Source organism: Lysobacter antibioticus, assembly GCF_001442535.1.
Classification (GTDB): domain Bacteria; phylum Pseudomonadota; class Gammaproteobacteria; order Xanthomonadales; family Xanthomonadaceae; genus Lysobacter; species Lysobacter antibioticus.
In genome coordinates, this window is record NZ_CP013141.1 from 5,215,035 (window position 1) to 5,236,710 (window position 21,676).

Here is a 21,676-nt window from a genome sequence, read left to right on the forward strand (position 1 = left end):
GGCGGCCGCGGCCGAGGCCGGAAACGGCGGCGCAGCCGGCGCGGTACTCGGCGGCGCAGTCGAGGCGGCCGCGGAGGGCGCGGGGATGTCGGCGATGCGCACCTGTGGCGCGGTCGAGCGCACCGGCGGCGGCGCGATCGATGGCGTCGGCAACTCGCGCACCGGCACCCGCGACAGTGGCGCAGGCACGTCGCGCACGCTTATTTCGCGCGGCTGCACCGCGATGCTCGGCGCGGCGATCTCGCGCTGCGGCAATTCGCGCGCGATCGGCTGCACCGGCGCCGGCACGTCGAGCGACGGCACCGGCTGGGTCTTGGCTTCCAACTGCGGCACGCGCGGGGTGTCGTCGAGCCGGCGACGCGTCGGCGGCAGCACGAAGATCTGCGGCGAATCCGGCACTTCCTTGCTGACCATCACCGGCTGCTCGACGGTCGGCGCCGGCAGCTGCGGCTCGGGCACGTCGCGCTGCGGCACCTCGGGCAAGGTCGCCTGCAGTTCCGGCGTCGGCAAGGGCGCATCCGCAGCCAGTTGCGGCGGCGAAGGCTCGGCCGGAGTCGGTTGTTGCTGGGTGGGCTGTTGCGCCTGCGGGGTCTCGGCCTGCGGCTGATCGCTCGGCTGTTGCGAGCCGCCGCCGGGTTCCTTGGGCGTGCCCTCGCCGATGTATTCGATCATGGTGACGTTCTCGCCTTCCGGCGGCGGCCGGGTGGCGAAGAACTGCAGATACATCAGCCAAATCAGCAGGCCGGCGACGAAGATATGCCAGACCAGCGAAAACGCGCCGGCGATCCAGCGCAGCCAGCGCTCCTCGCGCTCCGGCGGCTGCCATTGCTGGCGCCACAGGGTCGCGAAGGCCTGCCAACGATTGAGCATGGCCGCGCGCGCCGGCGGTTGCGCCAGGGGCCGCTGCGCGATCACCGCGACCAGCGCGTCCGAGGTCGCGCCGGTCACCGCGCCGCTACGTTCCTGCAACGACTCCAGCCAGCTTTGCCAGCCCGCCGGGAATTCCCCCGGCGCGGGCGAATCGCGTCGCACGGCAAGCCGCAACCGGCGTTGCAGTGCTTCGATGACGGAGGCGGCGGTGGGCATAGGCTGCGCCGCGCCGGAATCAGGCGGCGGTGTCTCGGGGGATGTACGGCGCGTCACCGGTCTCGTGATCGGTGGCGTCGCGTACCGCGGTCACGCCCGGCACCTTGGTCATCAAGGTGGTTTCGATGCCCTGCTTGAGGGTCACGTCGGCCATGCCGCAACCGTGGCAGCCGCCGCCGAAGCGCAGCACGACCACGCCGTCGGCGGTCACTTCCTGCACCGAGACATGGCCGCGATGCTGGGCGAGCTGCGGGTTGACCTCGTGCTCGACCACCCAGCGCACCCGCTCGACCAGCGAAGCCGAATCGGTCGGCGCCTCGCCCTTGATCTTGGGCGCGCGGATCTGCAACTGGCCGCCGGTGGCCTTGACCTCGTAATCGATCTCCGCGCCGTCCAGGTACTGCACGCTGTCGGCGCGCAGCCACAGGGTGAAGCCCTCGCAATCCACCGCCCATTCGTCGCCGGCCAGATCGGCCGGTTCGGCGAACTCCAGGCGCACGTCCGCGCGCGGCGTACCCGGATGCACCGCCGACAGCCGCACTCCGAGCCCCGGCAGGGCCTCGCGCTCGATGAGCTTGCGGAAGTGGTTTTGCGCGGATTCGGAAATATTGATCATCGGGCTATTCTAACGGGGTCAGCACGGCGTAAAGCCGCGTATGCATCCTACGACCGTCGGCGATACGATTCCGTTCATGGAACGCGGTCGCCGCGCATTGCTATGCCGCGGCGCCATCGCCGGGCCGCCCAGGAGTCCGCAGCATGAACGATCTGATCCCCCTGTCCCAGGCTCACTGCATCGTGCGCCGCGGCATCGAACACAAGCTCAGCGAAGCCCGCATCCGCGAGCTGCTGCCCGAGGTGCCGGGCTGGGAGCTCGCCGAAGACGGCCATGCCCTCACCCGGACCTTCCGTTTCGACGACTATTATCGAACGATGGCTTTCGTGAACGCCCTGGCCTTCATGGCCAATCGCGAAGACCATCATCCCGATCTCGGCGTCCACTACGACCGTTGTGTGGTGCGGTATTCGACCCACGACGTCGGTGGCCTGAGCGAGAACGACTTCATCTGCGCGGCCAAGGCCGACGCTCTGACCGGTTGATCCCGCCATGAACCCAATCCGCAGCAATTCCCGCCTCTCGCCGCGCCTGGTGCCGTTGCTCGGCGCCGCCCTGCTCGCCCTGTTCGCCGCCGGCTGCGGCGAACGCGCCGCGGACGCGCCGATCATTCCGTCCACGCCGCTGCGCGCGGTCGACACGCCGCCGCCGGATTACCCGCAGGAGATCGGTTGCGACCAGATCGGCGGCAAGGTCGTGCTGCAGCTCAGCGTCGGCCCGGACGGCAAGCCGAAGAAAGTCGACGTGCTCGAAAGCAGCCGCACCCCGGCGCTGGACCAGGCCGCGATCAAGGGCGTGCAGCGTTGGCGCTTCGAGGCCGCGACCCGCAACGGCAAGCCGGTGTCGACCGACATCCAGGTGCCGGTGACCTTCCATTCGCCGGCGACGCGCCCGGAACACTGCGGCTGAGGCCACTCGGCGCAGTAAATCCAGCCAGACGACAACGCCGGCCTGAGCCGGCGTTGTTCGTTCTGAGTAGTCGCATCAGGCCGCAGCGCCCTGCAGCGAAGCCTGATGCCCCGGGCCGCTCCCCGCAGGCAGCGGCTGCGCGGGGACGTCGACTCAGCCCAGGCGGTCCAGCACCTCGACCAGCTCCGGCGCCAGCGGCGCATTGAGCAGATACGGCTCGCGGCCGCCGTCGAGCGCGAACTCGAGGGTCGAGGCGTGCAGGAACAGTCGCTTGAGGCCGGCCTGCTCGCGCAGGCGCTTGTTGGCCTCGACCTCGCCGTACTTGTCGTCGCCGGCGACCGGATGGCCGATGTGCTGGGCATGCACGCGGATCTGGTGGGTGCGGCCGGTCTCGATCCGCACCTCGCAGTAGGACTGCCCGCCGCGCCGCTCCAGCACCTTGAAATGACTCAGCGAGGGCTTGCCGTCGCGATGCACCTGGACATGGCGCTCGCCGCCCTGGCGCAGGCCGATGTGCAGCGCCGCATCCACGCTCATCACGCCCTCGGGCATGCGCCCGGTCAGCAGCGCCAGATAACGCTTGGCGATGCCGCCCTCTTCGCGCATCAGGGCCTGCATCTCGGTCAACGCCGAACGCTTCTTGGCCACGATCAGCAGGCCCGAGGTGTCGCGGTCGAGCCGGTGCACCAATTCCAGGGTCTGGCCCGGACGCAGGGCGCGCAGGGTCTCGATGGCGCCGAAACTGATGCCGCTGCCGCCGTGGCTGGCGACCCCGGAAGGCTTGTTCAGGGCGAGCAGGCGCGCGTCCTCGAACACGATCGCCGCGTCGAGGGCGTCCATGAACCCCTTCGGCGGGGTCGGCTTGTCGCCGGCCTCGCTGAGACGGACCGGCGGAATGCGCACCTCGTCGCCGGCCTCGAGCTTGCGCTCGGCCTTGGCGCGGCCGCCGTTCACCCGCACTTGGCCGGAGCGCACGAGCTTGTAGATCAAGGACCTGGGCGCACCTTTGAGTTGGCCCAGGAGGAAATTGTCGAGCCGTTGACCTTCACGATCTTCGGGTACGCGCACAGTCCGTGCGCCGGTATTACCGGGGTTTGCTGTCTGGGTCATCCCGAAGCGTTATCTGTTACACTCGCGACGCGAGATAAGGTTTTGATTTCGCTGGGAGTTGTACCCGACCGCGTCGCCTGACAAGCGTGCGGTTCGGTACGGGGCCGAAAGCCCCTCCCGCGATTCCGGTCCGCGTCTAACCACTGCCCACGGGGTAGCCATGTTAGCAGCGACGGACCGGCGGAACCGGCCAGCGCCCGATGGGTCAAACCGTCGAGATGAACACCCGTGCGGCGCCCAAGCCTGAGGCTCGTTGAGAGCCGGCTCGACGCGCCGCCGCCCGCCCCGAGCGACGTTCGCGTCGCCGGCCCCGAAAGAACCGAGTAGGTAAGAAGCGCTCCCGCGGCGTGCCGTGGTGATGTAGCGCTGGTAGTGGAGACCTCGCCGGCGCGCGGGCGGCCCGCATTCGCTGCGGCCGACGATCGCGACGGCGAAGTCTCAGTTCCCAGATTGCGAAACGCCATGGCGTTCCGCGCGGTAGAGCGCGCGAGGAACGCAACAATGAAGCGCATGCTGATCAATGCGACGCAGGCGGAAGAACTGCGCGTCGCCATCGTCGACGGCCAATCCCTGTACGACATCGATATCGAACAGCCGTCGAAGGAACAGAAGAAGTCCAACATCTACAAGGGCCGCATCACTCGGCTCGAACCTTCGCTGGAAGCGGCGTTCGTCGACTACGGCGCCGACCGTCACGGCTTCCTGCCGCTGAAGGAAATCTCCCGCGACTATTTCCAGCCCGGCGTCGACCATAACAAGGCCGGCCTGCGCGAGCTGTTGCGCGAAGGCCAGGAAATCGTCGTCCAGGTCGACAAGGAAGAGCGCGGCAACAAGGGCGCCGCCCTGACCAGCTTCATCTCCCTGGCCGGCCGCTACATGGTGCTGATGCCGAACTCCCCGACCGCCGGCGGCGTCTCGCGCCGGATCGAGGGCGAGGACCGCGCCGCGCTCAAGGACGCGATGGACAAGCTGACCATCCCCGACGACATGGGGGTGATCATCCGCACCGCCGGCGTCGGCCGCGATGCCGAAGAGCTGCAATGGGACCTGGACTACCTGGTCAGCGTCTGGAAGGCCGTCACCGACGCCGCCCTGAGCAAGCAGGCCCCGTTCCTGATCTACCAGGAATCGCGCCTGATCATCCGCGCCCTGCGCGACTACATGCGTCCGGACATCGGCGAGATCCTGGTCGATACCGACGAGATGTACGCCGAAGCGCGCGAGTTCGTCGAGCAGGTCATGCCGCACAACCTGCGCAAGCTGAAGAAGTACGCCGACGACACCCCGCTGTTCAACCGCTTCCAGATCGAGTCGCAGATCGAGAACGCTTACGAGCGCACCGTCCGCCTGCCCTCCGGCGGCGCCCTGGTGATCGACCAGACCGAAGCCCTGACCGCGATCGACGTCAACTCGGCGCGCGCGACCAAGGGCGGCGACATCGAGGAAACCGCGTTCAACACCAACCTGGAAGCGGCCGAAGAAGTCGCGCGCCAGATGCGCCTGCGCGACCTCGGCGGCCTGGTGGTGATCGACTTCATCGACATGGCCTCCAACCGCCATCAGCGCGACGTCGAAAACCGCCTGCAGAACGCCCTCAAGCAGGACCGCGCCCGCGTTCAGATCGGCCGCATCTCGCGCTTCGGCCTGCTCGAACTGAGCCGCCAGCGCCTGCGTCCCTCGCTCGGCGAGTCCAGCCAGCTGGTCTGCCCGCGTTGCGACGGCCACGGCCGCATGCGCAGCGTCGAGTCGATGTCGCTGTCGATCCTGCGCATCGCCGAAGAGCATGCGATGAAGGAGAACACCGGACAGGTGCTGGTGCAGGCCCCGACCGAAATCGCCAACTACCTGCTCAACGAGAAGCGCCGCGCGCTGACCGAGATCGAACAGCGCCACGGCGCGCCGATCGTGATCGTCGCCGACGAGCAGCTCGAGACCCCGCATTACGAAGTCACCCGTGTGCGCGAAAACGAGATCGGCGAAGAGTCGTCCAAGCCCAGCTACCAGCGCGGCACCCAGCGCAAGCTGCCGCTGCATGCGCTGACCAAGGCCCATCTGAACATTCCGGATGCGCCGATCGTCACCAACGTCAAGCCGCTCCAGCCGGCTCCGCTGCGCGAACCCCGCGAGCCCGCCGTGGCCGCGGCTCCCGCCCCGGCACCGGCGCCGGTCGCCGCTCCGACCCATTCGGTCGGCCTGGTCGAGCGCATCCTGCGCATCTTCCGTGGCCCCTCGCAGCCCGCTCCGGCTCCGGCCGAGCCGGCCGCGCGCAGCTCCGAAGGCCGTGGCCGCAACGATCGCAACGGCCAGCGCCGTGGCGAGAACCGTAACAATGCCGGCAAAGGCGGACGCGACGGCGGTCGCCGCGACGAGCAGCAGCGCCGCGACGAACCGCGTCGCGACGAGCAACGTCGCGACAAGCCGGCGCAGAACGCCCAGCCGCAGGCCGCCCAGCAGCAGCCCAAGCAGAAGCAGCAAACGCAGCAGCAGCCGAAGCCGCAGCAAGCGCAGCAGGCGCAACAGCCCAAGCCGCCCAAGCCGCAGAACGAAGAGCGTGCCGCCCAGGCCGGCGGCGGGACCCCGCGTCCGCCGCGCGAACCCAGGCCGCCGCGCCAGGACGCTCCGGCTCCGGCCGAAGCCGTCGCCGCCGCAGCGATCGTGCCGGCCGCCGTGGCCGCCGCATCGGCCAGCACCGGCGCACCGATCGCCGTGCCCACCGTGCCGAGCGTCAGCGACGAGACCGCACTGAAAACCGAAGCCGCTGTCGCGGCCGTCGCCGCCGACAACGCCGGCAGCGAGCCGCGCGACACCGATGAAGCCGCAGGCGAAGGCGGCGGCCGTCGCCGTCGTGGCCGCCGCGGTGGTCGCCGCCGTCGTCGTGGCAACGGCGAAGCCGCTGTCGGTGGCGAAGGCCAGGGCCAGGACGACAACGCGTTCGACGACGAAGACGAAATCGGCGGCGAACCCGCGGCGGCCCCGGCCGCGGCGAACCGTTCGCAGCCCGAGTTCGACTTCGACGACGAAGGCAGCGCACCGGCGCCGCGCGCCCAGGCCGCCGCAGTCGCTGCACCCGCAGCCGTTGCCGCCGTCGCCGCCAGCCGCGTGTTCAGCCCGGCCCCGGAAACGGCGGTCGAGCCGAAGGCTTCGTTCGCGAACCTCGGCCACGAGGCCCAGGCCGCGGTCAGCGAGCCGTCGTCCGCGCAGCCGCAGATCGAGTCGGTCCGGGTCGAGCCCTCGCGCAACGCCTATGTCGCCGCCGAGCCGGTCGTGAGCGAGCCGGTCGCCGAGCCCGTGCTGGAGGCGGCGATGCCGGTCATCACCCGCCTGCCCGAGGAAACGGTCGCGGTGCCAGCCGAAATCGTCACGCCTGCGCAGAGCGCCGTCGCGGCGATCGAACAGGCGCAGCCGGCTTTGCAGCAGCCTGCCCCGCACCAGCCTGCCCTGCAGGCTGCGGCGCCGCGCAACGAGGACGTCGAACCCGTCGTCGAGTCGACTTCGGCCCTGGTCGAAGAGACCCGCGTCGAGGACACCGTGGTCGAACAGGCCGTGATCGAGCAGACCCCGGTCGAACCGACCGTGGTCCAGCCGGTCGCCGAAGCCCCGAAGGCCGAGGCCCGCCCGGCACAGGTCGAACCGGCCGTTGCGGCTTCCGCTGCGACCGGCTCGGTCGAACCGAAGGCCGCCGACACCGCTGCCGCCGAAGCCATCTCGGTAGAGGCTGCTCCGGTCGAACCGGCCCAGGCCGACGCCGGCAACGCAGCGCCGGCAACGACGCCGCGCACCGCTGGCCTGTTCGATGCCCTGCCTCATCCGGTCGAACCGGCCCGCACCGACGCGGCCAATGCCGCCGTCGAAGGCGAGCAGGATGCGGCCGACGGGTCGTCCGACGACGAGCGTCGCGCCTGACCGGCGACGCTCCAGCCGGACCCTAATCCGGTACGTAACCACCGAGAAACCGGCCGCTGATGCGGCCGGTTTTTTTTGCGTCGGATTGGCGGCGCCGCTGTCTCGCAGCCGCCGACACACACCGGTCAGCGCCCCCGGAGATCACCGGCCTCGGTTGTGGATCGACCCCGCGAACAAGCAGGCTCGTTCGCGCCAGGGTGAACAACGGCGTGGCCGCTGCAACCGGGGCCGCGCGCCCTCGAGCGATGCCGGCGCGCACTCAGCGCCGGCGCAGCCGCATCACAGCGAATGCGCGGGATCGGCGAGTCCGTACTGCGCGGCCAAACGGGCCAGCGCGATGCTGTCGGTGATCGCGAGTTTCTCGAACAAGCGGGTCTTGTGGGTGTTGACCGTCTTCGCGCTGAGGCTGAGGCGCTTGGCGATTTCTTCCTGGCGGAAGCCCTGCACCAGCAGCAAGGCGATCTCCAACTCGCGCGGCGACAGCTCGTCGAACGGCGAATTGCCGCCGTCGATGTTCGACAGCGCCAGATGCTGGGCGATGTTGCTGGCCAGATAGCGCTTGCCGCGGGCGACATCGCGGATGGCGCGCAGCAATTCGCTGGCATCGCCGCCCTTGCCGACGTAACCGGACGCGCCGACTTCGAGCAGACGCTTCGGCATCGGGCCGTCTTCCAGCACCGAGACGATGATCACGCGCGTGCCGTGGTCGCCCTTGACGATGCGCTCGGTCACTTCCAGCCCGCTCACGCCGGGCAGATGCAGATCGCACAGCACCACGTCGGGCTTGAGCTTGCGAATCAGCGGCATGGCCTCTTCGCCGCTCTCGACGTCGCCGAGCACTTCGATATCCGTCTCCGCCGACAGAATCATGCGCATGCCCGTGCGGACCAACGCATGGTCGTCAACGATGAATACACGGATAGTCATTGTCCCTTCCCCTACGACCCAGACCTGCAACGCCAACGAGGCTACGCGCCGGCATGGTGCGGTGCAAGGCATTCATAATGTGAAAGTGGGCACAATGCGCTTCACATCCGGCCCTCCAACGCTCTCTCGAGAAGACCCAATGCGTTCTCAGAAACCCTCGCCGATCGTCACAACCGTCGTCACATCCCTGTTGTTGCTTTCAATGACCGGCGCGAGCGCACGCGAAGCCGCTGCCGTTGCCGGCACGCCCGCAAGCGCGCCGGCCACCACCACCGACTCGTGGCTCGGCGATGTCCGCAGCCTGTCGCAGGCCGGTGCCGGCAACCGCCGCGCGCCGATCGAAAAGCGTCTGGACGGCCTGGGCCTGAAGTGGAAAGCGGTCGCCTTCGAAACCGCGAAGAAGCAACAGGGGCAGAACCTGATCGCCGAAGTCTCCGGCGCCGGCGCAGCGCCGTTGCTGCTGTTCGGCGCGCATTTCGACCAGGTCGACGAAGGCCACGGAGCGACCGACAACGCCTCCGGCAGCGCCACCGTGCTGGCCCTGGCCGAACGCTTCAAGCACAAGCCGCTCGCCCACCATCGCGTCGCGGTGGCGTTCTGGGACCTGGAAGAAGCCGGCCTGCTCGGTTCCAGCGCCTACATCGCCCAGGGCAGCGAAAAGCCCGCGCTGTACGTCAATTTCGACGTGTTCGGCTGGGGCGACACTTTGTGGATGATGACGCCCGACGCGAACAGCGCCCTGGTCGGCGCCAGCCGCGACGCGGTGAAAGCCTCCGGGCTGCAGTTGTCCGCCGGCCGCGAGTACCCGCCGAGCGACCACCTGCCTTTCATCAAGGCCGGCTGGCCGGCGGTGTCGTATTCGCTGATCGGCAACGAAGAAGTGCCGTTGATCCTGTCCTTCTTCAAGGGCGAGAAAACCGCGACCCAGGCCAAGGTCATCCAGGTCATCCACAGCAGCAACGACACCGTCGAACAGATCGACGCGGCCGCCACCGCTCGCGGCGTCGACGCGGTCGAACGGGCGATCCGACAGTGGGATGCGGCTCAAAATTGATCGATCACGTCGATAGCCGAAAACGGCGAGTCTGCGGGCGCGCGGCGTGAGATTCTTACGCCCTCGCCTCCTTCTTCCGGAATCTTTCGCATGAGCGCACAAGCCCAACGAGCCGATCACTTCCACAGCCTGCACCGCGACGGCCTGCTGCTGCTCGCCAATGCCTGGGACGCCGGCACCGCGCGCCTGATCGAAAGCCTCGGCGCCAAGGCGGTCGCCACCACCAGCGCCGGCGTCGCCTGGTCGCACGGTTATCCCGACGGCGACCTGCTGCCGGTGCGGCGTCTGGTCGCGACCATCGCCGACATCGTCCGCGTCATCCGCGTGCCGCTCACCGTCGACGTCGAAGGCGGCTATTCCGACGATCCGGCCGCGGTCGCCGAGACCGTGGCCGGCCTGATCGACGTCGGCGCGGTCGGCATCAACCTCGAAGACGGCGGCGGCGATCCCGAGCTGCTGTGCGCGAAGATCGAACACATCAAGCGCGCCAGCGCACGCCTCGGCGTGGCGCTGTTCGTCAACACCCGTACCGACGTGTATCTGCGCGGCCTGGCGCCGCCGGAACGCCGCGTCGAGGAAACCCTGGCACGCGCTGCGCGCTATCGCGCCGCCGGTGCCGACGGCCTGTTCGTGCCCGGCCTGACCGACGAAACCGAAGTACGCGCGATCGCCGCCGATGCCGGCCTGCCCTTGAACCTGCTCGCGCGTCCGGCCTTGCCGGCCGCGGCCGAACTGGAACGCTGGGGCGTGCGCCGCCTGAGCGCGGGCTCGGACATTTCCCAATCGGTATTCGCGCGAACGAGCGCGCTGGCCAGCGGCTTCCTCAGCGACGGCGACTCGCGCCCGCTCGGCGCCGACGTCATGGCGTATTCGCAACTCAACGCACTGTTCGCCGATCGCTGAGCGGCGCCGCTCAGCGCATCAATCCGTAATCCTCGAAACGGACCTTGAACCTCAGCGCATCCTGGTACCTCGGCGGAATATCGCCGAGGTGCCGGTCGATGCGCTCATCGTCGTCATCGTCGAACAGATAGAACGGCAGAGCGTTCGCCGGAGTGATCTTGACGATGCGTCCCGGCTGTCCGGGCTCTCGATATTCGCGGATCACGTCGTCGCCGGCATAACGCACGCGCACCTGCGGGTCGACCAGGCCCGCGGTCGGGTCCGGCAGGCTGGCGCAGGCCGCCAGCGTGGCCAGAGCCAGTGTCAGCACGGCATAGCGCATGGCAGTCTCCTTGCGATTCGCCTCGGACTATACCCGGGCAGCAGTCCGACACAGCATGGCGCTTTCCGGGTAGGAGCGGCGCAAGCCGCGACCGCGACATCGCGGTAACGACGCATGCGGCAGGAACGCGGTCGCGGCCTGCGCCGCTCCTGCCCCCAAACCACCAGGCTGCGCCGAATCCCGTCGACCGGCGGGCCCGCTCGCCGGCTAGCCGCAACGGGCTATTCCGCCGCGCCCGCGCCTGCCGTAGCTTTGCCGCAAGCCGGACCGGCGCGTCCCCTGACGCATGCGCCGCCACGGTCGATATGCAGGCAGTTCAATGGATGGACTACCGAGGGATGATCATGAACGATCCGAACCGAGCGCCGGCGGATACCGCCGGATGGACCGAAGCGCAGCGGGCCTTGTGGCAACGTCTGTGCGATTACCGATTCGACGACGACGATTCCAACGAATTCCTGACCCGCGTCGCCACGACTTCCCTGCTCGCTCTCAGCGAAGCGCGAGCGGCGCTCGACGAATACCGCCGTTTCTGTTTTCTCGCCGTCACCGTCGCCCATGCGGTCACGCCCAGCGAGCTCGTCGACGAGGTCTGGCACACCCATATCGTCGACACCCGACGCTACGAGCGTTTCTGCAACGAGGTACTGCAGTACGACCTGCATCACGTGCCTTCGCGCGGCGGCCGCGGCGAAGACTTGAAACACCAACGGCAGTACGCCGACACCTTGGACAGCTACCGGCGCTTTTTCGGCCTGCCGCCGAGCCGGTTCTGGCCGGAACCGCGCGCACCGCGGCCGCCGGCGGCGGCGGCGGCGAGCGTCGCGCTCGCCGAGCCGCGCGCGTCGTGGCGACCGATGCGCTTCGGCATGATCGTCGTCGTGAGCCTGTATGCGCTGATGGCGCTGAGCGCGAGCGAGGTCAACCCGCTGCACTGGACCGGCGGCATGTTCCTGATCTGGTTCATCGCCCTGATGATCGCCGCGTCGATCGCGGGCTCCTGGCTGCGGCAACGCCTGCGCGGACCGCAGAGCCCGAGGTCGAGTCACCAGGCCGATCGTTGGGAACAGGCCTATCTGTCCGGCGGCAGCGATCGGGTCGCCGATGCGATCGTGGTCGACCTGCTCGCGCTCGACGCGGTCAGCCTGGATTACGACCGCAAGAAGGCCCGCCAGGCCTACGAGAACGATCGCGTGTGGCTGCGCCCGCGCCTGTCCCCGGAACAAGCCGAGACGCTACCGCCGGTGTTGCGCGAAGCGCTCGATGTGATCGCCGAAAAACAGAGCCTCGCGCGCATTCTGCTGGCGTTGCGCGAGCGCCATCGCACGCTGGAGGAAACGCTGCTCCGCAAAGGCTGGCTGATGAGCCCGCAGCAGCAAGCCTGGGCGGCGAGACTGTCGGCCCTGCCCTTGGCCGCGGTCGCCGCACTGGGCCTGTGCAAGATCGGCATCGGCCTGCAGCTGCAACGCCCGGTCGGATTCCTGATCGCCCTGACCGTACTCACCCTTCTCATGGCGCTGTATCGAGCGCTTTCGACCCGGGCCCGGCCCCTGAGTTGGGCCGGCGACTGGGAACTGTACGAAGCCGCCAAGCAACGACGCACAGACGGCGCCGACCCGGCCGCCACGGTCGCACTGGCCGGCACGGCGGTGCTGTTCGGCACCCCGTTCTCCGACTATCAACAGATCCGCACGCCCTCCTCGTTCAACAACGAGGGAGGTGGCGGCGATGGTGGAGGTGGCGACGGAGGCGGCGGCGGTGGGTGCGGCGGCGGCTGCGGTGGCTGCGGCGGAAGTTGACCGACAGCTTCGCGGCGACGCGCACCGGCGCCTGCGGCCACGGCGCTCGCCGGCTAAGACGAGCGCCGTGACCCGATGCATCAATCCACGTTGATCACGACCACGCTCATCCACGGCACCGACACCACCACCCGCCCCTGCGAGAACGCTCTCGCCGTGGCGATCTTCAGCGGCGGCAGGAACTGCGCGCCGCTGGTGAAGTTGGCCGGGTCCATGCCGCGGCCGTAGCGCCACGCCGTGTAGGTGCCGCTGCTCTTGCCGGTCAGGGCGAGCACCGCCTGGCGATCGGTGGTCTCGGATTTGTTGATCAAGACGATCTTCTTGGCATTGTCGGTGGCGAACACTTCCAGGTCCGGCACCGCCGTCGTCGCCGCGACCATGGTCTGGCCGTAGCGCCGCGACCAGGCACCCCCGCTCCAGGCCGACACGCCCCAATACGCCGGCAAGCGAACGTGGCGGCCGCCGGGCTGATCGTTGAGGTCGGTGCCGTCGCTGATCAATCCCAACGGGCCGTTGTTGTCGGAGTACTGATAGGCACTGCCGCCGGCACGCAGCACGTGGCCGATCACCGATGCGGTGTGGACGACGTTGCGCGAGGTGTAGAACGAATTACGCCACTGCGCATCGTAGCGCGTGTGGTAGTTGAACTCGCCGACCTGGATGGCGATGCCGCCGGCGCGGTCGCCGAAGCTCAGGTCGATTTCGTTGCGCAGCCAGGCGATCGCGTCGCCGTACTGCGAAGTCACGCCCAGGTTGCCCAGCGGCTGGCCGTCGCCGTACTTGTGGAAATCGACCACGTCGGTATCGGCGTGGCTGCTGGCGAAGAACTGGCGGAAATCGCCGTATTTGTAGTCGGCCCAGGTCACCAGCGACGGCCCGGCCAGCGATAACGGCTGCGCACTGGCCTGGCGCATCGCCACCGCGATGTTGTGGAAGCCGTCGCTGCCGTTTCCGCCGGCGATGTAGTTGCCGACGCCGAAACCGTTGTCGGGCTCGTTGCCGATGATGTAGTCGGCCACCGGGCCGCCGCGCTGGCCGCCGTTGTCGTTGAAGTAACGCACCAAGGCCGCCGCGTCGCTGGCGCGGATGTCGTTGTCGCCGGCCGTACCGCCGACCGCGATCATCGGAATGCCGCCGATGCTCTTGATCCCGCGGACGTAGGCTTCGCCTTCGTTGCCGCCGTGGATGTTGCCGGCCGACGAACCGACCTGGCCGTTGTGATGGAACAGCGGCACCCGCCAGACCAGCGGTCCCAGGTCGCGCAGGTACTGCGTCCACAGCGTGCGGTTGCTGCCCTTGATCAGGTTGGTGCCGCCGTCGGAGTAGGTCGAAATCGTGCCGCCGAGCGAGTACTCGGACGTGGGTTGGCCATGCGCGGTGAAATCGACGAATACATTCGCGGTCGGGTCGGCGGCGCTGACCGAGAACACGGAGCCGGCCGCGAACAAACCGGCGACGATGGCGATCAACGCGCCGCTGAGGCGGCGGCGGGGCGATGGGGGATTCGCTGTGCGGAGCATCGATGATCCTTGGTCGTTACGAAACGGAGAGCGCCGACTCCGGAAGCATCCGGAGAGGCTGCGTGCGCTGGACGGCGACCACGGCATCGCCATGCTCGGCCGCAAGGCCGAGCCCCGACGGATCGCAGCGCATGGCGCAGCCGGCCACGACGGGGCACGGCCGGATACGCTCCGGCCGCTGCACGCCATCCCCACCCTGCTCGAATCTGTCCTGCTCGAATCGCAGGCAACATCCCCATTGCGCAACGGGCGCTGCGATACCGCATGCACGCCTTCCAGCAGCGGCCAAGGCTAGTGGGCCGCCGCAACGGACGACGTGATGCGCCCGGCGCTTCGGCGATCCGATACGTGTCCAGATGTGTTTTCGTGATCGTGGCTGCGTTCCGCACGGAGTCGTCGCAGACATCGGCAAGTGCAGGTATTCGCGGGTGGTGGTGCGCTACAACCTTTCGCTTGCTTGCCGCATCACATTCGGCAGTCTCCCTGCACGGACTCGCCGATGAATCTGTTCCGACTCTGCTTCGCTGTCGCGATCGCCAGCGTGATCGCCGCTGTGTGCGCCAGCGCGCACGCGGCCCCTGCTTCGACCAAGAGTTCCAAGGCAGCCGATGCGCGCTGCCACGTCGGCGCCTACCGGCTCGACGACGGCCGCGTCGTCAGCGTGATGCCGTCCGACGATCCGAGCAAGCTGCGTTGGCGCCTGCTCGACGGGCGCACCGGCAAGCTGGTACGCGAGAACGGCGCCTGGATCAGCACCCGCGGCTGGACCGGGCAGCCGGACGGCATCCGGGTAGCGTTCGGCACCTGCAATCAGTCGCGTATCCGCTTCGACGGCCGGCGCGGCAGGAAGATCGGCTTCGACATCGCCGAGACCCGCTTCGACAGCCATGGCCTGAGCTTGCGCGGGCGCCTGGTGCTTCCGCGCGGCCAGGACAAGGTGCCGGTCGTGGTGCTGGTGCACGGTTCCGAGAAAGTGTCCGGCGTCGACGCCTATTTCCAACAGAACCTGTTTCCGTCGCAGGGCGTCGGTGTGTTCGTCTACGACAAGCGCGGCACCGGTGGGTCCGAGGGCAAGTTCTCCAAGGACTTCGACCTGCTGTCCGACGATGCCGTCGCCGCGCTCGCCGAGGCCCGTCGGCTCGGCGGCGCGCGCATCTCGCGTATCGGCTTGCATGGCAGCAGCCAGGGCGGCTGGGTCGCGCCGCTGGCGGCGAGCAAGACGCCTCAGGCGCAGTTCGTCATGGTCGTATTCGGCCTCGCCGACAGCGTGCTGTCGGAGGACCGCGATCAGGTCGCCGCCGACCTGCGCGCGGCCGGTTTCGGCGACGCCGAAACGCTGGCGAAGGCGCGCCGGGTCAGCGACGCCACCGGCCTGCTCGCCGCGAGCAAGGGCCAGCGCGGCTGGGACGAGTTGGACGTATTACGTGCGCAATACCAGCACGAGCCGTGGTGGCAGGCGCTCAAGGGCGAATACACCGGCGATGTGGTCCAGCGCCGCCGCGGCGACGATCTGATGCAGATCGCCATGCTCGACAGCGACGTCAGTTGGACTTACGACCCCATGCCGGTGCTGCGCAAGCTGACCCAGCCGCAGATGTGGATCCTGGGCGGCGACGACGCCGAGGCGCCTTCGCAGGAAACCCAGTTGCGCTTGAGCAGACTCGCCGCCGAGGGCCGCCCGATCGAGGGCGCGGTATTTCCGCAGGCCGACCACGGCATTCTCGAATTCGAGACCGATGCCAGCGGCGAGCGCCTGCACACGCGCATGGCCGAGGGCTATATCCCCCTGCAACTGGACTGGATCAAGCACGGCAAGCTCGACGGCAGGCGCTACGGACGCGCCGTGCGCTTGCCGGTTTCGCATTGAACACGCCCTGAGGGCATGACCGGACGTGCGCTCGCATCGATGCGAGCATGGTGCCCATGGCCGATCCGACGATGCCGCACTCGAAGACCTTCGCCGCCGCGGTGAAGGTCTTCTTCGGTCGTGACTGCCCGGCGACTAGCGCGACCGGCTCGCCGTGCCGGCTGTCGCGCCGCCGACGCGCCGCAGGATCTGCCCGCCGTCGGCCTCGCTCACGGTCCAGCCTGGGTTGAGCTTCAACGTCCATCCCTCGCCCACCCACAGGCCATCGCTGTCGCGCAGACGGCCCGGGCCCGGCAGGCGCGCCTGGTTCCACGCCTCGTCGATCAAGGCACCGGCGTTCGCTTCGAGAATGCCCCACTGGTCGCTGACCCTCAGCGTCGGATAGACCGTGCCGTGCGGCGGCAACGGAAACAGCGCGCGCGGATCGAAGGAGATGTTCATCGCCACGAACGGTGCGCGCAGGCCCGGCCGATCGACCAGCTTGGCGGTCCAATCGGCCGCTTGGCGTTGGCGCGCGAGATCGCGGCCGATCTCATCGGCGCGTACGGCGTCGATGCCGTACCGCGCTCCGGCCTGCTTCGCGGCGGTCGCCGTATCCCCCGGCAGCACGACACCGGCTTTGCCCGCCAACAGTTCGCCCAGGTCCGAATCGGGGTTCAAACCGCTGCGCCAATCGCCGTAGCGGTCCAGCAGCAATCCGTAGGCGGGCCCGGAACGATAAGCGAAGCTGCGCACGAAGGAATCGTCGCCTTCGTGCTTGGCCAATTGCGTGGCCGCATAGGCCTCGGCTTCGGGACGGCCGGCGAGCCGCTGGCCGGTGTATTCGGCCAGGCCTTCGTTGAGTTCGAGTTGGTTCTCGAGTTCGCGCGCCGGCACGGTCGCGGCGCGGCGCAAGGCGCGGAAGACCAATGCATCGCTTATCGCGCGCTTCCTCGCACTGTCGTCGCTCGCCCCCAATGCCGCCGCCAGGGCGCGCCATTCCATGCGCAGGGCGATGCGTCCTTCCAAGCCGGCCAGATGCGCGAGCGTCGGCGACCGCGCCGGCAAGCCCAGCCGATCCTGCGCCGCATGCCAGGATTCGTGGATCAGCAACTGACGCCGCTCGAACGCATCCTCGGGCAAAGGCCACAGCGCCATCACCCACCGCGTGCCGTTCCAGTCCACCGCGGTGTTGGCCGCGTTGCGCTCTTTCGGCAGGGTGCCGACGAACACCTCGCCCTTCGCGGCGAAACCGTCGACGACCTGGCTCGCCACCGTCGAACGGGTGGAGGCATCGACCAGCAGCAAGGGCGCGCACAGCGGCTCGCCCCACAGCTGGCCGGCATCGGCGCGACACGCTGCGTCGCGCTCGGCGATGTAACCCGCCGCGGCTTCGGGATCGGGCGCTTCGGCGGCGGCCGTCGCGGCAACGACTGCAAGCACGAGCGACAGGCATGAGTGACGCACGAACAAGGTCAAGGCGGGATCTCCGATGAGCGGTCGACGAAACACGGTCGGCAAAGGCTAGCCGAGCATCGAGTGGCCGATAGCCGTCTTGCCATCGTCCTGGCTTCACTTTCGAGAAAAAACACAGCCTCGCCACGCTCGCTACCGCCCGCTCCATTCGCCACGCTGGCCGCCGACCCGCGCAAACGGCGTTTATCTGGCAAACAGGGGCCAGGAAGGATCGATCCATGAACGGATTTTTCGCCAAACTCGTGCTGCTGGCCGCGCTTCCTTTGGCCGCCCAGGCCGGCACCTGCAGTCGCTTCGACGCCAAGAACAGCACCGCCTACGACCCGGCCGCGAAGAAGATCACGCTGCCATGGCGCACCGACTATCCGGCCTCGATTCCCAGTCATCCGGCTTACCGTTGGGAGTCGATCAGCTTCAAGACCAGTTGGAGGCGCTACACCGATGCGGTGCTCAAGGACGTCCGCGATTCGGGCATCAACATCGACAGCGCCGGCAAGATCCGCATGCCCGCCGGTTCGCCCTGGTGGATCTCGCCCTGGATGGACTACGGTTCGAACGGGCGCGAACGCGTCAACGGCCTGACCAAGGAACGCAGCCCCGATCCGCTCGATCTGTCGCCGACCTCACCGGGCGGTTTCGACGTGTGGGCGATCGGTTGGTACAACAGCGAAGGCGCGGTCGGGCTGGGCAAAGTATTCGCCGACCCTTGCGATCCAGTCCTGCCCGCGCGCGACGCCGCCGGGCTGAAATTTCCCGACAAGACCGTCTCGTTCAAGATGTTGTTCTCCAACGCCACCGGCCTGGACTATCTCGACGGCGCACCCACGGTGCTCGCCAAGATCGACAAGAACAGTCGCGCCAAGCGCCTCAAGCTGCTGCAGGTCGACATCGCCATTCGCGACCCCGATGCGGACGAAACCGACTGGGTCATGGGCACCTTCATCTGGAAAGGCCCGGCCCGCGGCGACGGCTTCCTCGACAACCTGGTGCCGGTCGGCCTGATGTGGGGCAACGACCCGAACGTGCACGATGCGACTTGGGGCGCGTGGGCGCCGATCAAGCAGAGCCGGATCAACAAGGACCTTGCCGGCGTGCTCTGGCAGGGCGCGCCCGGCAGTTGGCTGCATCGCCCCTTCCCGGGCTTCCAGGGGCGTTTGAACGGCCCGGCCGACAATATGCGCTCGTCCTGTTTGTCCTGCCACGCTCTCGCCCAGTGGCCGCGCAACCCGACCCTGGGCATCGTGCCGATCTATCCAGTCGGCCCCAACGGCCCGCAACCGCCGCTGAGCGAAGCCGATATCGAAAAAAACGTCAGCGACTACTTCCGCAACACCCGCGGCGGCGACTTGGTCGACCCGACGTTCCCGGCGCGGCCGCTGGATTACTCGATGCAACTCGAAGCCGGGCTGACCCGCATGTGCCAGGCTTGTAAGGAAGGCAAACTGCTCGGGCCCACGCCCAAGCTGTGCAACGAGGCGCCTACGCGCTATCGCGTCACCGCGCCGGCCTGCGATCTGCCTCTGCTCAAGCGGGTCTTCATGAACCGTATCGAAGACGACCCGCCGCGGCAGTAAGCCCTGCCTTCGAGCGCGGCGATCGCCATCGAGATCGCCGCGCTGCAGGACCGCATCAGGCCAGCGCGAGATGCTCGGGCGCCAGTGCGGCCAGGAAATCCGCCGCATCGAAAGCTTCGCCCGCCGCGACCGTACCGGTGCGAGTGCGGCGGCCATCGACGATCCGCTCCATCGCCTCGACGATCAAGGGCGCGCTGACCGCATAGATGTCGCGGCCCTGCGCGCTGGCATGACGCTGCACCTCGCCCTTGCGCACCATCACCTCCACCAGGAACACCTGCGCCGAGCGTCCGCTGCTGTCGGCCGCAACCGGCGCCGGCGTGGTGGGGTCGCGCACGTCCTTGAGCGAGACGAGATTCAAGAAGGAATGCACTTCGCTCGAACGCAGATGCTTGGAGATCAGGATGATCTCGCTGAGCGGAACGCCGACGACGTCTTGAGTCCCGAACGGCGCCTGGAACGCCCAGTCGCGGGTCGGCGCCGGGTCGGCCACGAAATCCAGCGCACCGTTCGAGATCACCACGCGCCGCGCCTTGTTGCGCTCGCCGGTCACGCGAGTGCCGTTGGTGGGATGCCAACTGTCCAAGCCTACCGCGATCAAGATCTCGTCCGCGGCGTCCCAATCGCCCATCGCGCTCGTCGCCAACAAATCCGCCAGCCCGCCGTAGAACGCCATCGCCGGCACAATGACGATGCCGGCCGCCTTCGCCGCCTCGTCGTAGCGCTCGAACAGAGCCAACGCGGGCTGCTGCTCGGCCACCGTATCCAGGTAATGCACCTTTGCGCGCAACGCCGCCTCGACCACCGGCACCGCGGTATCGCTAAACGGACCGGCGCAATTGATCACCGCGACCGTGCCTGCGAACGCGCGATCCAGCGAACCCGGGTCGTCGACGGAGGCGACGAACCGATCGATTCCGGGGAAAGCGTCATCGAGCGCGGCCAAGCGGTCGGCGTCGCGGCCGCAGGCCACCGGCACCCAACCACGCTCGCGCAAACGCGAGATCACGAAACGACCGGTATGGCCATAAGCGCCGAACACGGCGACGCGACGATTCTGGGTCGCCTGGGAATTCGGAGCTGCTACTGGATTGATCGACATCGTGCGTTTCCGTGATGCCCGCGGATCGGGCAGACATAGGAAACCGCGAACCGGCACGGCGGCGCTATCGAAATCTTTAGGTGCCGCGATGCGCCCCCGGCGCAGCGCAGGCGAGCGCGCCCTGCGCGCGTTCGCCGCTGAAGGATCAGTCGGCCGGCTTCGTCTTCGCTTGCGACGGCCTGTAGAACTCGGCGATCTGCGGAATGAAGCCTTCCGGATTGGCGCCGACCAGGTTGGTCAACACCACGATGGCCAATCGCCGGTCCGGATAGACCACGAACGCGGCACGCGCGCCGCCGATGCCCGCCAGCTGGCGGTCGGGAGACTTCGCCAGGACCGGCCAGCCGGCCGCCCAGGCGCCGTCGGCGCCGCTGCTCAATGTTTCCGGCGCCCACATGCGCTGGACCTGGGCGCGATCGATCAGGCGCCCGTTCGACAGCGCGATGATCCAGCCCGCCACTTCATCGGCCGTGGTCTGGATGCCGCCGCCGGCCCAAAGGCCCTGCGGCATGTCGTAAAACCAATGCGACAGACGCGGTTCGGCGTTCTCCGCGTCGGTCTTGCGCGGGAAATAGCTGTACATGGTGGCGGCATTGGTGACCAGGTCGTAGCTGTCTCCGAAGGTCGACCGGCGCATGTCCGCGGCAGCGAACTGGCGCTCGACGATGTAGCGCTCGTACGGCACCTTCGCCTGCTTGGCGATGATGCGCGCCAACAGGCCGTAGTTGGTCTGGTTGTAAAGGAAGCGCTCGCCGGTGGGAGCCGCCATCGGCAGTTCCCTTACTGCCTTCCATGCATCCGCTTCGGAGGCCCCGCCGACCAAGCCTTGCTGATCGACGATGTCCGGCAGCCCCGAGGTATGGGCAAGAAGTTGGCGCACGCGAATGTTGCGCCACGCCGCGGGCAGGTCGTCGAGATAACGCGATACCGGTGCGGCGAGATCGACCTGCCCCGCTTGCGCCAGTTGCATCATCGCCACGCCGGTGAACGACTTGGTGGCCGAGTTGATCGGAAACAGCGTGGTGCGGGTCGCGGGCACCCGGTTCTCGACGTTGGCCAGGCCGTAGCTCTCGGACAAGATCACCCGGCCGTCCTCGACCACCGCGATCTGCAAGCCCGGTATGCGCTTGTCCTTCATGGTCTGCTGAATCCATTGCCGGGTGCGCTCGTTGGCTTGCTCGGATGCGTTCGCGGCGCCGGCAAGGCTTGGAAGCGTCAGCAGGGCAACGGCGAGAATCGTGGTGCAGCGCTTCTTTGCAGACAGCATGGAGGTTCCTGAGGCGGAGTCGCCGGTGAGGTGATGGCTGACGGTGTGTCCTGCGGTGTCGCATCCAGCGGGCCTGGGATGCATCGCGCGGCTGCAAGGTTTAAGCCCGCATCGAACACCGGCATGGCGACGCGCGGCTGGCAGGAACCCGCAGAGCGCACCTGGATCTGTGCGCAAACCGCACAGCTGCTGTTCGGAAAGACGCCTGGGCATTCGCCCGCGGATCTTCATCATGGCGCCTCCACCACAACGAGGCTTCCCG

The 21,676-nt window shown here is 68.2% G+C and carries 16 protein-coding genes; 8 read left to right on the forward strand and 8 right to left on the reverse strand.

The genetic code is table 11. The features are described from left to right. Positions 1 to 1,105: 1,105 nt before the first annotated feature. On the reverse strand, positions 1,106 to 1,702 hold the full coding sequence (locus tag GLA29479_RS20990; RefSeq protein WP_057917747.1) for an NfuA family Fe-S biogenesis protein: 597 nt from the start codon (positions 1,700 to 1,702) through the stop codon (positions 1,106 to 1,108). Positions 1,703 to 1,845: 143 nt separating this feature from the next. Here GLA29479_RS20990 and GLA29479_RS20995 point away from each other — a divergent pair, with 143 nt between their 5' ends. Both GLA29479_RS20995 and GLA29479_RS21000 read left to right on the forward strand, forming a co-directional pair. Then, on the forward strand, positions 1,846 to 2,187 hold the full coding sequence (locus tag GLA29479_RS20995; protein ID WP_057917746.1) for a 4a-hydroxytetrahydrobiopterin dehydratase: 342 nt from the start codon (positions 1,846 to 1,848) through the stop codon (positions 2,185 to 2,187). 7 nt (positions 2,188 to 2,194) lie between these two features. Then, positions 2,195 to 2,611, forward strand: coding sequence for an energy transducer TonB (locus GLA29479_RS21000; protein WP_057972743.1), 417 nt, complete (start codon positions 2,195 to 2,197; stop codon positions 2,609 to 2,611). A gap of 153 nt (positions 2,612 to 2,764) precedes the next feature. Here GLA29479_RS21000 and GLA29479_RS21005 read toward each other — a convergent pair whose 3' ends face one another. Beyond that, positions 2,765 to 3,721, reverse strand: coding sequence for an RluA family pseudouridine synthase (locus GLA29479_RS21005; RefSeq protein WP_057917744.1), 957 nt, complete (start codon positions 3,719 to 3,721; stop codon positions 2,765 to 2,767). A gap of 501 nt (positions 3,722 to 4,222) precedes the next feature. On the opposite strand from GLA29479_RS21005, the gene GLA29479_RS21010 reads away from it, so the two are divergent. Continuing rightward, positions 4,223 to 7,624 carry an Rne/Rng family ribonuclease gene (locus GLA29479_RS21010; RefSeq protein WP_057972744.1) on the forward strand — a complete coding sequence of 1,134 codons (3,402 nt, stop codon included), beginning with the start codon at positions 4,223 to 4,225 and terminating at the stop codon, positions 7,622 to 7,624. 279 nt (positions 7,625 to 7,903) lie between these two features. Here GLA29479_RS21010 and GLA29479_RS21015 read toward each other — a convergent pair whose 3' ends face one another. After that, positions 7,904 to 8,551 (reverse strand): response regulator, encoded by a 648-nt coding sequence (locus GLA29479_RS21015; protein ID WP_031371689.1) that lies wholly within the window; start codon positions 8,549 to 8,551, stop codon positions 7,904 to 7,906. 139 nt (positions 8,552 to 8,690) lie between these two features. Here GLA29479_RS21015 and GLA29479_RS21020 point away from each other — a divergent pair, with 139 nt between their 5' ends. Both GLA29479_RS21020 and GLA29479_RS21025 read left to right on the forward strand, forming a co-directional pair. Further along, positions 8,691 to 9,605 carry a M28 family metallopeptidase gene (locus GLA29479_RS21020; protein WP_169795712.1) on the forward strand — a complete coding sequence of 305 codons (915 nt, stop codon included), beginning with the start codon at positions 8,691 to 8,693 and terminating at the stop codon, positions 9,603 to 9,605. Between the two features lie 90 nt (positions 9,606 to 9,695). Beyond that, positions 9,696 to 10,508 (forward strand): isocitrate lyase/PEP mutase family protein, encoded by an 813-nt coding sequence (locus GLA29479_RS21025; protein ID WP_057972746.1) that lies wholly within the window; start codon positions 9,696 to 9,698, stop codon positions 10,506 to 10,508. A gap of 10 nt (positions 10,509 to 10,518) precedes the next feature. On the opposite strand, the gene GLA29479_RS21030 is transcribed toward GLA29479_RS21025, so the two are convergent. Further along, positions 10,519 to 10,830 carry a DUF2782 domain-containing protein gene (locus tag GLA29479_RS21030; protein ID WP_057917740.1) on the reverse strand — a complete coding sequence of 104 codons (312 nt, stop codon included), beginning with the start codon at positions 10,828 to 10,830 and terminating at the stop codon, positions 10,519 to 10,521. A 344-nt stretch (positions 10,831 to 11,174) separates the two neighbouring features. Between GLA29479_RS21030 and GLA29479_RS21035 the strand changes: the two genes are divergently transcribed. Then, the gene (locus GLA29479_RS21035) at positions 11,175 to 12,629 is read left to right on the forward strand and encodes a TIGR04222 domain-containing membrane protein (RefSeq protein WP_144436667.1); all 1,455 of its coding nucleotides are present in this window, start codon (positions 11,175 to 11,177) and stop codon (positions 12,627 to 12,629) included. Between the two features lie 80 nt (positions 12,630 to 12,709). Here GLA29479_RS21035 and GLA29479_RS21040 read toward each other — a convergent pair whose 3' ends face one another. Next, complete coding sequence (locus GLA29479_RS21040) at positions 12,710 to 14,149, reverse strand: hypothetical protein (protein WP_144436668.1); 1,440 nt, start codon at positions 14,147 to 14,149, stop codon at positions 12,710 to 12,712. A 499-nt stretch (positions 14,150 to 14,648) separates the two neighbouring features. Here GLA29479_RS21040 and GLA29479_RS21045 point away from each other — a divergent pair, with 499 nt between their 5' ends. Beyond that, a complete protein-coding gene (locus tag GLA29479_RS21045) occupies positions 14,649 to 16,016 on the forward strand; it encodes an alpha/beta hydrolase family protein (RefSeq protein WP_057972749.1) in 1,368 nt (455 codons plus the stop codon). 135 nt (positions 16,017 to 16,151) lie between these two features. On the opposite strand, the gene GLA29479_RS21050 is transcribed toward GLA29479_RS21045, so the two are convergent. Next, on the reverse strand, positions 16,152 to 17,438 hold the full coding sequence (locus GLA29479_RS21050; RefSeq protein ID WP_144436669.1) for a hypothetical protein: 1,287 nt from the start codon (positions 17,436 to 17,438) through the stop codon (positions 16,152 to 16,154). 251 nt (positions 17,439 to 17,689) lie between these two features. Here GLA29479_RS21050 and GLA29479_RS21055 point away from each other — a divergent pair, with 251 nt between their 5' ends. Next, positions 17,690 to 19,045, forward strand: a complete 1,356-nt coding sequence (locus GLA29479_RS21055; RefSeq protein ID WP_057972751.1) for a hypothetical protein — start codon at positions 17,690 to 17,692, stop codon at positions 19,043 to 19,045. Between the two features lie 55 nt (positions 19,046 to 19,100). Here GLA29479_RS21055 and GLA29479_RS21060 read toward each other — a convergent pair whose 3' ends face one another. Then, positions 19,101 to 20,147, reverse strand: coding sequence for a saccharopine dehydrogenase family protein (locus GLA29479_RS21060; RefSeq protein WP_057972752.1), 1,047 nt, complete (start codon positions 20,145 to 20,147; stop codon positions 19,101 to 19,103). Between the two features lie 145 nt (positions 20,148 to 20,292). Beyond that, positions 20,293 to 21,414, reverse strand: a complete 1,122-nt coding sequence (locus GLA29479_RS21065) for a serine hydrolase domain-containing protein (protein ID WP_057972753.1) — start codon at positions 21,412 to 21,414, stop codon at positions 20,293 to 20,295. Between the last annotated feature and the right edge of the window lie 262 nt (positions 21,415 to 21,676).